Annotated in this window: 10 protein-coding genes; 6 read left to right on the plus strand and 4 right to left on the minus strand. The window is 72.1% G+C overall.

Translation table 11 applies throughout. The annotated features are described in order from the left end of the window. Positions 1 to 104: 104 nt before the first annotated feature. The gene (locus tag ACZ6A9_RS20140) at positions 105 to 1,586 is read left to right on the plus strand and encodes an amino acid permease (RefSeq protein ID WP_468987354.1); all 1,482 of its coding nucleotides are present in this window, start codon (positions 105 to 107) and stop codon (positions 1,584 to 1,586) included. 103 nt (positions 1,587 to 1,689) lie between these two features. On the opposite strand, the gene ACZ6A9_RS20145 is transcribed toward ACZ6A9_RS20140, so the two are convergent. Next, positions 1,690 to 2,274, minus strand: a complete 585-nt coding sequence (locus ACZ6A9_RS20145; RefSeq protein WP_468987356.1) for a biotin transporter BioY — start codon at positions 2,272 to 2,274, stop codon at positions 1,690 to 1,692. Between the two features lie 529 nt (positions 2,275 to 2,803). Between ACZ6A9_RS20145 and ACZ6A9_RS20150 the strand changes: the two genes are divergently transcribed. Together ACZ6A9_RS20150 and ACZ6A9_RS20155 are read left to right on the plus strand one after the other, a co-directional pair. Beyond that, the gene (locus ACZ6A9_RS20150; protein ID WP_468987357.1) at positions 2,804 to 4,189 is read left to right on the plus strand and encodes an amino acid permease; all 1,386 of its coding nucleotides are present in this window, start codon (positions 2,804 to 2,806) and stop codon (positions 4,187 to 4,189) included. A gap of 233 nt (positions 4,190 to 4,422) precedes the next feature. Continuing rightward, on the plus strand, positions 4,423 to 4,665 hold the full coding sequence (locus ACZ6A9_RS20155; protein WP_468987358.1) for a hypothetical protein: 243 nt from the start codon (positions 4,423 to 4,425) through the stop codon (positions 4,663 to 4,665). A gap of 2 nt (positions 4,666 to 4,667) precedes the next feature. Here ACZ6A9_RS20155 and ACZ6A9_RS20160 read toward each other — a convergent pair whose 3' ends face one another. Continuing rightward, positions 4,668 to 5,315: a mycothiol-dependent nitroreductase Rv2466c family protein gene (locus ACZ6A9_RS20160; protein ID WP_468987360.1), complete on the minus strand. Its 648-nt coding sequence runs from the start codon at positions 5,313 to 5,315 to the stop codon at positions 4,668 to 4,670. A gap of 137 nt (positions 5,316 to 5,452) precedes the next feature. Between ACZ6A9_RS20160 and pepN the strand changes: the two genes are divergently transcribed. Together pepN and ACZ6A9_RS20170 are read left to right on the plus strand one after the other, a co-directional pair. Continuing rightward, positions 5,453 to 8,029, plus strand: coding sequence for an aminopeptidase N (gene pepN, locus ACZ6A9_RS20165; protein ID WP_468987362.1), 2,577 nt, complete (start codon positions 5,453 to 5,455; stop codon positions 8,027 to 8,029). A gap of 230 nt (positions 8,030 to 8,259) precedes the next feature. Beyond that, positions 8,260 to 9,312, plus strand: a complete 1,053-nt coding sequence (locus ACZ6A9_RS20170; protein WP_468987364.1) for a hypothetical protein — start codon at positions 8,260 to 8,262, stop codon at positions 9,310 to 9,312. 60 nt (positions 9,313 to 9,372) lie between these two features. On the opposite strand, the gene ACZ6A9_RS20175 is transcribed toward ACZ6A9_RS20170, so the two are convergent. After that, the gene (locus ACZ6A9_RS20175; protein ID WP_468987365.1) at positions 9,373 to 9,822 is read right to left on the minus strand and encodes an NUDIX hydrolase; all 450 of its coding nucleotides are present in this window, start codon (positions 9,820 to 9,822) and stop codon (positions 9,373 to 9,375) included. 234 nt (positions 9,823 to 10,056) lie between these two features. Here ACZ6A9_RS20175 and ACZ6A9_RS20180 point away from each other — a divergent pair, with 234 nt between their 5' ends. Beyond that, complete coding sequence (locus tag ACZ6A9_RS20180) at positions 10,057 to 13,371, plus strand: S8 family serine peptidase (RefSeq protein WP_468987366.1); 3,315 nt, start codon at positions 10,057 to 10,059, stop codon at positions 13,369 to 13,371. A gap of 61 nt (positions 13,372 to 13,432) precedes the next feature. Here ACZ6A9_RS20180 and ACZ6A9_RS20185 read toward each other — a convergent pair whose 3' ends face one another. Beyond that, a complete protein-coding gene (locus tag ACZ6A9_RS20185; protein ID WP_468987367.1) occupies positions 13,433 to 14,347 on the minus strand; it encodes a hypothetical protein in 915 nt (304 codons plus the stop codon). Between the last annotated feature and the right edge of the window lies 1 nt (position 14,348).

A 14,348-nucleotide genomic window follows, 5' to 3' on the forward strand; every position in this document is an offset into this window, starting at 1 on the left:
AGGTCTGATTCACAGGTTCCGGTTCGAGTTCACCTCAGTTTCACTGGTCCGGCTCGTACCCCGCTTGTTCGGGGATCGCTCAACCGGCGCAAAGGAAACCCCCCATGACTTCGCAGCCGACCCTCACCCAGGCCGGGAACGGCCCCGAAAGGCCCGGCGGCCACGGGAACCCGCCGGACTCCGGCCTCCAGGCCGGGCTCAAGAACCGCCACCTGTCGATGATCGCCATCGGCGGTGTCATCGGCGCGGGCCTGTTCGTCGGTTCCAGCACCGGCATCGCCACCGCCGGTCCCGGCATCCTCCTGTCGTACGCCCTCGTCGGCACACTCGTGGTGCTGGTGATGCGGATGCTCGGTGAGATGTCCGCGGCGAACCCGACGTCCGGGTCCTTCTCGGCGCACGCCGACCGGGCGCTCGGGCCGTGGGCCGGGTTCTCCATCGGCTGGCTGTACTGGTTCTTCTGGGTCGTGGTGCTGGCGGTCGAGGCGACCGCGGGGGCCGCGATCCTCGAGGGGTGGATACCGGCCGTTCCCCAGTGGGGCTGGGCGCTCGCCGTGATGGTGGTGCTGACCGCCACCAACCTCGCGTCCGTCGGCTCCTACGGCGAGTTCGAGTTCTGGTTCGCCGGGATCAAGGTCGTCGCCATCGGCGCGTTCATCGTGGTCGGCGGCCTGGCCGTCTTCGGTGTGCTGCCCGGCGTCGACAGCGACCAGGCGGGGCTCGCCAACCTCACCGGCCACGGCGGCTTCCTGCCGAACGGCGCGGGCGCGATCCTCACCGGCATCCTGCTCGTCGTCTTCTCCTTCATGGGCAGCGAGATCGCCACCCTGGCCGCCGGCGAGTCGGAGGACCCGCAGCGGGCCGTCACCAAGGCGACCAACAGCATCATCTGGCGCATCGGTGTCTTCTACCTGGGCTCGATCTTCGTCGTGGTCTGCCTGCTGCCCTGGGACAGCGGGTCCATCACGAAGGACGGTTCCTACGTGGCCGCCCTGGACTCCCTCGGGATCGCGCACGCCGGTCAGATCATGAACTTCATCGTGCTGACGTCGGTGCTGTCCTGCCTCAACTCCGGGCTCTACACCGCCTCGCGGATGGCCTTCTCCCTCGGCCGGCGCGGGGACGCGCCGAAGGCGTTCGCCCGGACCACCCGCCGGGGCGTGCCGCAGAACGCGATCATCGCGTCGGTGGTGTTCGGCTTCGTCGCGGTGTTCTTCAACTACGAGTTCCCGGACTCGGTCTTCCTCTTCCTCGTCAACTCCTCCGGCGCGGTCGCGCTGTTCGTGTGGCTGGTGATCTGCTTCTCGCAGCTGCGGATGCGGAAGATCATCGAGGCGGAGGCGCCGGAGAAGCTGGTCGTACGGATGTGGCTGTACCCGTATCTGACATGGGCCAGCGCGGGGTTGATCGTGTTCGTGCTCGGCTACATGCTGACGGACACGGAGCACAACGGCCGCACGACGATGCTGCTGTCGCTGATGGTCGCCGGCGTCGTGCTCGCCGTCTCCCTCGTGAAGCACCGGGTGGTGGGGCGGCGCGGTGACGCGGACGCCGGGGCCGCCCGGGACGAGGCGCGGACCGGCTGACCCCGCACGTCCCGTCGCGCTCGCGGCACCGTCGGGCCGCGCCACGTGAAGAGGCTCGCCGGTCCCCACGGACCGGCGAGCCTCTTCGCTGCGAGCCGTGCGCCTACCGCTTGTCGAGGAGCTTCCAGGCCGTGGGGAGCACGCCCATCGCGAGCGCCGCCTTCAGGGCGTCGCCGATGAGGAACGGGGTGAGGCCGGCCGCGATCGCGGCGGAGGCGGACATGCCCGTGGCGAGGGCCAGGTAGGGCACGCCGACGGCGTAGATGATCGCCGAGCCGAGCACCATGGTGCCCGCCGTGCGCCAGGCGGAGCGGTCCGCGCCGCGGCGGGCGAGCGCGCCCACCACGACGGCGGCGAGCAGCATGCCGAGGATGTAGCCGAAGGACGGCATCGCCATCCCGGACCTGCCCTCCGCGAACCACGGCACACCGGCCATGCCCACCAGCGCGTACACCGCGAGGGCGGCGAATCCCCGACGGGCGCCGAGGGTGGTGCCGACGAGCAGCGCCGCGAAGGTCTGACCGGTCACCGGCACCGGGGAGCCGGGGACGGGCACCGCGATCTGGGCGGCCAGGCCGGTGAACGCGGCACCGCCGAGCACGAGCGCCGCGTCCCGGACGCGGGAGGCCGGCACCAGGTCGGCGAGGACCTGTCCGGATCGGGCGGACGTGACGGAAGCGGTGCTCATGGGGTCTCCGCGGGGGTGAGGGCGGTTGGGGACACCGCGACGCTATACCCGCTCCCCCACGGCGATCACCGTCAGCGCCCGACAAAGGCGCGAACACGGACTTGGTGGACTCCGGACAAAGAGCGGCGACCGCCAGGGGGGCGGGGTGACGCCGGTCACTGAGGTGAGGTGGTGTCACCAACACGCGGCCGGACAACGGCTGCTGTAGGGAACCACCAAAGGTGCGGCCGGGGTGCGCGGCGGCCGTCTCGCCCGTCGGTCGCCGTCCGGGCCGCGCGTCGCACGGGAGTCGAGGGGGACGCCACGCACCACACGCCGGTCGCGGCGTGAGCGGGGCGCCGGACGGGTCGGTGACGACGGCGACCGTGTCCGGGACGGTGACCGGCACCGTGACCGGAACCCCCAGGTGACCGGAGCATCACCCTCCGGATGACCGCCGTCCACATGCTGGGCGGCTCCCCGTGGTCGCGTGGAGGCCGCTCAGACTGGTCGGCGTTGTGTCATCTCCCGCATTGGACGAGCCGCGCCCATGCCCAGCACCACCGTCGAGACGCCCCCGAAGCAGGACGGCGCCTCCCTCTCGCACGGCCTGAAACAGCGCCACCTGTCGATGATCGCCCTCGGCGGGGTGATCGGGGCCGGCCTGTTCGTCGGATCCGGCGCGGGTATCGCCGCCGCCGGGCCCTCCATCGTCGTCGCCTACACCCTCTCCGGCCTCCTGGTGATGCTGGTGATGCGGATGCTGGGCGAGATGTCCGCCGCGTACCCGTCCTCGGGTTCGTTCTCCGCGCACGCCGAGCGGGCCTTCGGCCCGTGGGCGGGATTCACCGCCGGCTGGGCGTTCTGGGTGCTGCTGTGCACGGCCGTGGGACTGGAGGGCATCGGCGCCGCGAAGATCGTCACCGGGTGGCTGCCGGGCACGCCCGAGTGGGCGTGGGTGGCGCTGTTCATGGTGGTCTTCTGCGGGACGAACCTCGCAGCGGTGAAGAACTTCGGCGAGTTCGAGTTCTGGTTCGCCGCCCTGAAGGTCGGCGCGATCGCCCTGTTCCTGGGCCTCGGCGTGCTGGCCGTCGCCGGTGTGCTGCCGGGCACCGACTCCCCGGGCGCCTCGAACCTCACCGACTTCCTCCCCCACGGCGGCGAGGGCCTGGTGATCGGGCTGCTCGCGTCGCTCTTCGCGTACGGCGGCCTGGAGACGGTGACCATCGCGGCGGCCGAGTCGGAGAACCCAGTGAAGGGCGTGGCGAGCGCGGTCCGCACCGCGATGTGGCGGATCGCGCTGTTCTACATCGGCTCGATGGCGGTCGTCGTCACCCTGGTCCCGTGGGACGACCCCGCGGTCGTCGAGGACGGCCCGTACGTCGCCGCCCTGGACCGTCTGGGCATCCCGGGCGCCGGCCAGCTGATGAACGTGGTCGTGCTGGTGGCGCTGCTGTCCGCGATGAACGCCAACATCTACGGCGCCTCGCGCATCGGCTACTCGCTGGTGCGGCGCGGGCACGGTCCCACGGCCATGGGCCGGGTGTCGGGCGGGGTGCCGCGGATCGCCGTACTGGCCTCCTCCGTCTTCGGCTTCCTGTGCGTGCTGCTGAGCTACTGGCGGCCCGACGACGTCTTCACCTGGCTGCTGAACATGATCGGCGCGGTGATCCTGGTCGTCTGGATCTTCATCGCCGCCTCCCAGCTCCGGCTGCGCCGCCGGCTCGAGCGCGAGACGCCCGGGAAGCTGACGGTGCGGATGTGGGCCTTCCCGTGGCTGACGTGGGTGGCGCTGGCCGGCATGGGGGCGGTCTTCGTCCTCATGGCCCGCGAGCCGGACACCCGTGTGCAGCTGTACTCGACGGGCGGGATGACGCTGGCCCTGGCGGCGGCGGGATACGCCTGGCAGCGGGCACGAGCGCGGGCGCGGGGCTGACCCACCGGCGTCGACGGCCCTCGCACGGACACGCGGGGGCCGTTCCGTGTGCCCGGGGGCCTTCGCACGGCCCCTTCCGCTGCTAGCGTGTAGTTGCAAGTTATTTGCAATAAGCGTCCTGCCTCGTGGTCGCCTTCTCACCGTTCACCCGGCAGGCGGAAAGAGGGAAGCCCCCGCGAGGACATGACCCGCGGGGGCTTCCGGTATGCCGCGATCCGGGTCATCGTGGTGCGGTGGCGACAACCAGGACGATGACGCTGCTCTGCTCGACCTGCGGCGGCCCGCACCGGCACCGGCTGATGACCCCGGAGGAACAGGCCCGGGCCAAGAAGCAGCTGGGCCTGCGGGCCGTGTACGACCTCTGGCTGTGCGAGAACGTGGTGGACGCCGAGTCCGGCCGGCGCTGCCGGACCCTGCGCCGGTGGGGGCGGACCAATCCGTTCCCCCGACCCGTCAAACTGCTGCCGCCGGAGTGACGTCACAGGTTGCTGAAGTCGGGACCCTTCGTACGGCTGCGCTTGATCTCGTAGAAGCCGGGGACCGAGGCGACCGCGAGGGTGCCGTCCCACAGCCGGGCGGCCTCCTCCCCCTGGGGGGCGGGGGTGACGACCGGGCCGAAGAAGGCGATCTGCCCGCCGTCGGCGCCGGGGACCGCGATCACGGGCGTGCCCACGTCCTGGCCGACCTTGTCGATGCCCTCCTGGTGGGAGGCCCGAAGCTGCGGCTCGTAGGGAGTGGAGTCCCAGTGGTCCATGAGGGACTCGGGCAGGCCGACGTCCTCCAGGGCGGCGGCGACCGTCTCCCTGCCCGGGCCCTCGTCCTTGGTGTGGATGCGGGTGCCGAGCGCGGTGTAGAGGTCGCCGAGCACCTGGGCGCCGTGCTCCTCCTGCGCCGCGATGACGACCCGGACCGGACCCCAGGCCTTGGTCTCCAGCAGCTCGCGGTACTCGTCGGGGAGCTCGTCGAGCCGGTCCTCGTTGAGGACCGCGAGGCTCATCAGGTGCCAGCGGACCTCGACGTTGCGCACCTTCTCCACCTCACGCATCCAGCGGGAGGTCATCCAGGCCCAGGGGCACAGCGGGTCGAACCAGAAGTCGACGGGCGTGGCGGGAGACTTGTCCGACATGTCACTCCTCGTGAAGGCAGCATCTCCGGTTGACAACGCCGCGGCCCGTCCCGGCCATTCCCGGCTGCCCCGCGTCAGGAGCACATGGCAGGATCGGTGCTGTTCACCCCTGTCGACGACGCATGAGGAGTCCGCCCGTGCCCGGTGAGAACCTGACCCGTGACGAGGCCCGGGAGCGGGCAGCACTGCTGTCCGTCGACGGGTACGAGGTGTCCCTCGACCTGCGGTCGGCGGTCGGCGGCAGCGGCGGCGAGGAACCGCGCACCTTCCGCTCCGTGACCACCGTGCGGTTCCGCTGCGCCGAGCCGGGTGCGAGCAGCTTCGCGGACCTGATCGCGCCGGGCGTGACGGCCGTGTCCCTGAACGGGCGGGACCTCGACCCCGGCCAGGTCTTCGACGGCTCGCGCCTGCTGCTGGAGGACCTGGCCGCAGAGAACGAACTGGTCGTCGACGCGCAGTGCGCCTACTCCCGCACCGGCGAGGGCATGCACCGCTTCGTCGACCCCGAGGACGGCGAGGTGTACCTGTACACCCAGTACGAGCCCGCCGACGCCCGTCGGGTCTTCGCCAATTTCGAGCAGCCCGACCTCAAGGCCCCCTACCGCTTCGAGGTGCGGGCGCCCGAGGGCTGGACGGTGTGGAGCAACGGGGCCGGTGAACTCACCGACGGCGTGTGGCGGTTCGCGGAGACGAAGCCGATCTCGACGTACATCACCTGCGTGGTGGCGGGCCCGTACCACTACGTGAGGGACACCTACGAGCGGGTCTTCGAGGACGGCACGCGGCTGGAGATCCCGCTCGGCGCGATGTGCCGCAAGGCTCTCGCCCCGCACTTCGACGCCGACGACGTGTTCCTGGTGACCAAGCAGGGCCTGGACTTCTTCCACGACCACTTCGACTACCCGTACCCGTTCGGGAAGTACGACCAGGCCTTCGTGCCGGAGTACAACCTGGGGGCGATGGAGAACCCGGGGATGGTGACCTTCCGCGAGGAGTTCATCTTCCGGGGCAAGGTGACGCGGGCGTCGTACGAGGGCCGGGCCAACGTCGTCCTGCACGAGATGGCGCACATGTGGTTCGGCGACCTGGTCACCATGGAATGGTGGGACGACCTGTGGCTGAAGGAGTCCTTCGCCGACTTCATGGGCGCGTTCTCGCTGGTCGGCGCGACGCGCTTCACCGACGGCTGGATCACCTTCGCCAACCGCCGCAAGGCGTGGGCGTACCGCGCGGACCAGCTGCCCTCCACGCACCCGATCACCGCGGACATCCGCGACCTGCAGGACGCCAAGCTCAACTTCGACGGCATCACCTACGCCAAGGGCGCCTCCGTGCTCAAGCAGCTGGTGGCGTACGTCGGCCAGGACGCCTTCCTGGAGGGCGCCCGCCGCTACTTCAAGCGGCACGCCTACGGCAACACCACCCTCGGTGATCTGCTGTCGGTCCTTGAGGAGACCAGCGGGCGGGACATGGGCGCGTGGGCCCGCTCCTGGCTGCAGACGGCCGGTGTCAACTCGCTCACCCCGCAGGTGCTGTTGCGTGAGGACGGCACGGTCGACGAGCTGGCCGTCGTGCAGGAGGCCGCCGAGTCGCACCCCGAACTGCGGCCGCACCGTGTGGCGGTGGGCCTCTACCGGCGCACGGACGCGGGCACCCTGGAGCGGTACGCCCAGGCCGAGACGGACGTCGACGGGGCACGGACCGTGGTGGCCGAGCTGGCGGGCGCGGACGCGCCGGAGCTGGTGCTGGTCAACGACGACGACCTGACGTACTGCAAGACCCGCTTCGACGAGACGTCGCTGGCCACGCTGCGCGAGCACCTGGGGTCGCTGACCGACCCGCTGGCCCGCGCGCTGTGCTGGTCGGCGCTGTGGAACATGACGCGGGACGCGCTGCTGCCGGCCCGGGAGTTCACCGAGCTGGTGCTCCGCTTCGCGGGCCGCGAGTCCGACATCGGCGTGCTGCAGATGCTGCACGCGTGGGCGGAGTCGGCGGCCGTGCACTACACCGCACCGGAGCGGCGGGAGCAGGCCGGACGGCGGCTCGCCGAGGGTGCGTCGGCCGGGCTGCGAGGCGCCGAGGAGGGCAGCGAGCACCAGCTGGCGTGGGCGAGGTTCTTCGCCCGCACGGCGGACGCGACGGCCGACTTCGAGCTGCTGACCGCGCTGCTGGACGGCACGGTGACCCTGCCGGGACTCGAGGTGGACCAGGAGCTGCGCTGGGCGTTCCTGGAGCCGCTGGCCGCCCACGGGGTGGCGGACGAGAAGCGGCTGGACGAGGAACTGGCCCGCGACGACACCGCCTCCGGCAAGCGGCACCACGTGCGCTGTCTGGCCGCCCGCCCGTCGGCGGCGGTCAAGGCGCAGTGCTGGGCGCGGGTGGTGGAGTCGGACGCGCTGTCCAACGCGCTGGTGGAGGCGACGATCTCCGGCTTCGCCCAGCCGTCCCAGCGGGAGCTGCTCGCGCCGTACGCGGAGAAGTACTTCGCGGCGATCGAGCGGGTGTGGAGCGAGCGGTCCATCCAGATCGGCATGGACGTGGTCCGGGGACTGTTCCCGTCCTTCCAGGACTCGCAGGGAACACTGGACGCGACGGACGCCTGGCTCACCTCCCACGAGGACGCGGCCCCGGCCCTGCGGCGCCTGGTCCTGGAAGCCCGCGACGACCTGGCCCGCGCCCTGCGCGGCCAGGCCTGCGACACCGCGGCCGGCTGACGCCCACCGCCACGGCGGGGCCAGCGGCACCTTCCGCCGCCGGCCCCGCACGGGGTTCCGCGGTCGTTACCGAACGCGGGCAATCAGGCCGTAACCCCCGGTCCTCCCCCGAACGGACCAGGGGATTTCGGTGCCCGAACACACGTCCTTCAGTGCGGACCTGTCCTTGTTCGTCGACGGGCGTGTAACAGGGGTTGGGTGGCGGGCCGGAGGCGGGAAATGTGCCGGTCATGAACCACGACACGCCGCTCTCCCCCCGCCCGCTGCACCACCTCTCCACCGGCGCCGGACGCCGCGTGCTGACCCACACACAGCTGCGTGCCCACGGCGTCTCGGCCGCGGCGGCCGGTGAGCGGTGCCGCCCCGGCGGGCCCTGGCAGCAGCTCCTGCCGGGCGTCGTCCTGCTCCACCCCGGCCCGCCGACCGGCGAGGAGCGGCTGCACGCGGTGCTGCTGTACGCGGCCCGGGAGCGGACCGTGAGCGTCCCCGTCCAGCCCGGCGCGGACGAGCCGCCCGCGTCCCCCTACGGCGAGGCGATGATCACCGGGCTGGCGGCGCTGACCCTGCACGGCTTCGCCTCCGCTCCCCCGTTGCCGTCCCTGGAGGTCCTCGACGTCCTGGTCCCGCGACTGCGCCGGCTGCGCTCGACGGGCTGCGCCCGGATCGTCCGCACCCCCGCCCTGCCCGTCCCGGAGCAGGTCACCGGCTTGCCGGTGGCACCCGTGCCGCGTGCGCTGGCCGACGCGGTGGCGGGCATCGAGGACGCGGCTCTCGTGCGGCGGCTCTTGACGGAGACGGTGCGCGGGGGCCACTGCGACCCGGCGGCGGTGGTGCGGGAGCTGACCGGCGCGAAGCTGCTGAACCGGCCGCACGTGGTGGACGCGGTGGACTCGCTGCTGGCCGAGGGCCGGGCGCTGGCGGAGGCGCGGCTGTACCGGATGGTGCGCGACCACGGCCTGCCGGACCCGTGCTGGAACGTCGATCTGCACCTGCCGGGCGGCCCCCGCCTCGGCGGGCTGGACGCGTACTGGCCGGAGCAGGCGGTGGCGGTGGAGCTCGACACCCGTGCGCCCCGCCCCGGCCGGCGCCCGGAGGACGACGCGGAGTGGACGGAGTACGCCCGCAAGCGCGAACTCCTGGAGCGTCTCGGCATCACGGTCGTCCACGTCACCCCCCGGGGGCTGCGGGACGCGGCGGACCAGCAGGCGGCCGTGGTCCGCACGGCTCTCACCGCCGCGGCCGACCGCGACCCGGCGGCGTACGTCGTCGTCTCACCCCGCTAGGCCGTGGACCGGAACGGACCGGACCTGAAGGGAACGGACCGGAAGGGACCGCACCGCACGCTACGGCGCCGCCCGGCCCGTCGGCGGCCGTTCGCGCCACAGGCGCAGGGCGATGTCGACCAGACGGACCCGCACCAGGCCGGCGACGGCGTCGAGGGGCTGCCAGGCGGCGAGTTCCGTGGTTCCGCCCACCTCGTCGCGGAGCTCGCCGCCGGTGACGTGGGCCTCGTAGAGCAGGCGTATCCCGTGGTGGTCGACGGTGCGGCCGAGGCGGGCGGGGACGGTGCGGCGGGTGGAGTCCACGCCGAGCAGGCGGGTGACCTCCACGAGGTGGCCGGTCTCCTCCTCCACCTCCCGGCGCACGGTGTCATAGGGGTCCTCGCCGTGTTCCGTGCCCCCGCCCGGCAACACCCACTCGGGGACACCGCCGGGGCCCGGGGAACGGGCGAGCAGGAGCTGTCCGTCGCGCACCACCACGGCGTAGGCCGCCACCCGCACCTTCTGTCGCATCGGATGACGGTAACCCGCAAGCCCGGGAGCGACTTGTCGGCTTCGCCGCTCATCTCCCCATAAGCACACCGGGGGTTTTCCCCACACCTCCATTTCCTTTCCGACAACTCTCGCCAAACATCTATCCCTTGCGTAAGGCTCAGCGATCGTCCGGGATTGCCTTCCGGACCGTCGCGGCCAGGGGCGATCGGCTCCGGTCGCTGCCGATCGTTCCTTTACTTACAAGGGATGCCGATGACCAACTCCCCCCAGCGCGATTCCATATCGGGCACCAGACGCGTGGCCCGCATCGCCGTGGCCGCCGGTCTCGTCGCCGCGCTCTCCGCGGCCGGGCCCGTCCCGCTGGCCTTCGCCGCCGACACCCCGCCCGCCTCGCCGGCCGACGCCGACGTCAAGTCCGCTCCCGACAAGCTCGGTTCGGACGACGCCGACCTGCTGGCGGAGGCCAAGGCCGACGGCGCCAAGCACGTCACGATGATGATCGCCACCGCTCCCGGCAAGACCGAGCAGGTCGCCGAGCAGCTGAACGCGGTCAAGGGCGGCTCGGTCGGCCGGACCGACGACAAGCTCGGCTACGTCCGCGCCACCGTCCCCACCGGCAAGGCCGACGCGGCGATCGCCGCCGCCACCAAGCTCTCCTCCGTGCACGGCGTCGACCTGCGCGACGAGATCCCACTGGACGACCCGACGCCCGCCGCGGACACCACGAAGAGCGCCAAGGGCAAGGGCGGCCAGAAGACCTACTCAGGACCCGACCGGCGGACGCCCGCGAAGAACCCGTACAACCCGTCCTTCGAGACCGGTGCCGTCGACTTCGTCGAGGACAACCCGAAGGCGGACGGCCGCGGCGTCACCATCGGCATCCTCGACTCCGGTGTGGACCTCGGCCACCCCGCACTGCAGAAGACCACCACCGGCGAGCGCAAGATCGTCGACTGGGTGACGGCGACCGACCCGATCGTCGACAACGACCGGACCTGGCGCCCGATGGTGTCCGCCGTCTCCGGGCCCACCTTCACCTACGGCGGCGCGACCTGGACGGCCCCGGCGGGCACGTACCAGATCAGCACCTTCCTGGAGTCGTACACCACCGGCGGCGACGCGGACGGCGACGCCAACCGCGACGGCGACACCACCGACTCCTGGGGCATGCTCTACGACGCCCAGGCCGGCACGGTCCGCGTCGACCTGAACAACAACCGGGACTTCTCCGACGACACCCCGATGAAGCCGTACAAGGACGGCTTCCAGATCGGGTACTTCGGCACCGACGACCCCAAGACCGATGTCGTGGAGCGTCAGCCGTTCGTCGTGGAGATCCGCAAGGACGTCCCGATGGACCCCTACGGCGGCGACTGGACCGGCAAGAAGGCCGACTTCGTCAACATCGGTGTCATCGAGGGTTCGCACGGCTCGCACGTCGCCGGCATCACCGCCGCCAATGGCCTGTTCGGCGGCCGGATGGACGGCGCCGCGCCCGGCGCGAAGCTCGTCTCCTCCCGCGCCTGCACCTGGTCCGGCGGCTGCACCAACGTGGCGCTCACCGAGGGCATGATCGACCTCGTCACCAAGCGCGGTGTCGACATCGTCAACATGTCCATCGGCGGTCTGCCGGCGCTCAACGACGGCAACAACGCCCGCGTGGAGCTCTACAACCGGCTGATCGACACCTACGGCGTCCAGCTGGTGATCTCCGCGGGCAACTCCGGCCCCGGTGCCAACACCATCGGCGACCCCGCCCTGGCGGACAAGGTCATCTCCGTCGGCGCGACCGTCTCCAAGGAGACCTGGGCCGCCAACTACGGCTCCGAGGTGCGCACCAAGTACGACATGATGCCCTTCTCCTCGCGCGGTCCGCGTGAGGACGGCGGCTTCACGCCGACCCTGGTCGCCCCCGGCGCGGCGATCAACACCATCCAGACCTGGGTCCCGGGCGCCCCGGTCGCCGAGGCGGGCTACGGCCTCCCGGCCGGCTACGGCATGCTCCAGGGCACCTCGATGGCCTCCCCGCAGGCCACCGGCGCCGCCGCGCTGCTGCTGTCCGCCGCGAAGCAGAAGCGCATCGACCTCACCCCGGCGACGCTGCGCACCGCCCTCACCTCCACCGCCGAGCACATCAAGGGTGTGCAGGCCTACGAGGAGGGCGCCGGCCTCATCGACATCGAGGACGCCTGGGACGCCATCCGTGACGGTGCCACCGCGCACCAGTACGAGGTGAAGGCGCCGGTCGACACCGCGATCGACCAGTTCCTGAAGACCCCGGGCTTCGGCACGGGTCTGTACGACCGTGAGGGCGGCCTGAAGGCCGGCCAGAAGAAGACGTACGACATCACGATCACCCGTACGTCCGGTCCCGACCGTGCACTCCGCCACGAGCTGGACATCGAGAACAACGAGGGCCGCACCTTCCGCATCCTCGGCGACGACGACATCCGGCTGCCGCTGAACAAGCCGGTGACCGTCAAGGTCCAGGCCGCGCCCGGTTCGGCCGGCATCAAGAGCGCCATCCTCGAGGTGGACGACCCGCGCACCGAGGGTGTCGACCGGCAGATCCTGAGCACCGTGGTGGTCTCGGAGCCGCTGCAGCACACCTTCTCCGCGTCGGGCACGGCCCAGCGCAACAGCAGCACCTCCTACTTCGTCACCGTGCCCGAGGGCGCGAAGACGCTGGAGATCGCGATGAGCGGGCTGAAGGCCACGAGCCAGACCCGCTTCATCGCCATCCACCCCTACGGTGTCCCGGCCGACCCGACGTCGACGGTCAACTGCTACCCGAACTACGCCAACCCGGCCAACACCTGCCGCCCCGACGTGCGTTCCTACCCGAACCCGCAGCCGGGCGTCTGGGAGATCGAGGTCGAGTCGCGCCGTACCTCGCCGCTGCTCGACAACCCCTACACGCTGGACGTCGCCGTGCTCGGCGCCGCCTTCGACCCGGAGACCGTGACGGTGCCCGAGGCGAAGATCGGCACGCCGGCCACCGCCACCTGGACGGTGACGAACGAGGCCGCCGCCATCGACGGCAAGCTGGTGGGCGGGCCGCTCGGCTCGTCCAGGACGGAGCGTCCCGCCATCAGGACCGGTGAGACGCACACGACGACCGTCGAGGTGCCCGCGGGCGCCGCGTCGCTCGACGTGTCCATCGGCAACGTCTCCGACACCGCCGCCGACCTGGACCTGGCCGTGTACGACCAGGCCGGCAACCGCGTCGCCCAGTCCGCCGACGGCGACTCGGAGGAGTCGGTCTCCGTGGCCTCCCCGGCGGCCGGCACGTACACCATCGAGGTGGACGGCTACTCGGTCCCGGCCGGTTCGACGGACTACGACTACCTGGACGTGTTCTTCTCCTCCACGCTCGGTACCGTCGGCGTCGACGGCTCCGCGCCGGTGAAGCTCGGCACGGGCGACTCGGCCACCGTCTCCGGCGAGGTCACCGTCGCGGCGGCGGCTCCCGAGGGACGCGCGTTCTTCGGGCGCGTGCAGCTGGTGAACGAGCGCGGCACGGTCGCGGGCCTCGGCAACGTGGCGATCGGCAAGGTCGTCCCGTAAGCGGCTGAGGCACGAAGCAGAGGGGCGGGCGTCCGTACGGGCGCCCGCCCCTTCGTCGTGCTCAGTCGCAGGTCAGGGCGTGCGACGTGGGGAGCGCGGCGATGATCCGGGCCCGCTCGGGGGCGATGCCCGGCTCGCCGGCGATCACCGTGTCCGGGCGTTCGCCGCCGGCCGGCATGCCGACCAGCACCAGGTCACCCGGTTCCAGCGGGGGCTCCCCGGCGGTGTCCCGGAGGAACGTGACCTCGCCCTCGCCCTTGTAGTACCGGCTCGCCCCCACGGTGACGCGCTCCACTCCCGCGCCGCCCGGCACCTGCTCCACCGCCGTCACCGGGCCTTCGGCGACCAGCCGGGCGCACGCCAGATAGCGAGGACTGCCGAAGGCGGCCGAGCCCGCCTCCGCCTCCTTGGAGTCCGCGGCGACACCCCGCGCCGCCGAGTCGGCCGTTCCCCCGCCCTGCGTCACGAGCCAGCCCGTGCCGAGCACCAGACCGGCGGCGGCAGCGGCGACCAGCCCGCCGAGGACGACCTTCGCCGTCCGTCGGCGGGGGCGGCGGGCGCCGCGGGGGCCGCCCGCGTCCGCCGGCCCGTCCCCGGAGCGGGAGGGCAGCCCCGTCAGGAGGGCGGGCGGCGCGTTCTCCGGACCGGGGCCCTTGCTGTCCGGGGACGCCGGCGCCGTGTCCCGTCCCGGCCCGGCGTCGGTGTCCGGGCGCCTCCCGGGCCGGGCGGCCGCCTCCCGCGCCGCAGGAACAGCGCCCCCCGCCCCGGCGAGGGCGTCCCCGATCAGCGACAGCTGCTCGCGCAGCACCGCCAGGTCGGCGACGGCGGCGTCCCGCGCGGCCAGGAACGCCGGATCCCGCCGGGCCGGCTCCGGCAGGGGCTCGTCGGAGAGGGCGGCCATCAGGGCGTCCACGCCGTCGTACTCGGCTCCGGGCCCCTCGCGGGAGGGCTCCCGGCTCTCGTCGTGGGCGGTCATG

The sequence above is a fragment of the Streptomyces sp. NPDC041124 genome (assembly GCF_055592385.1).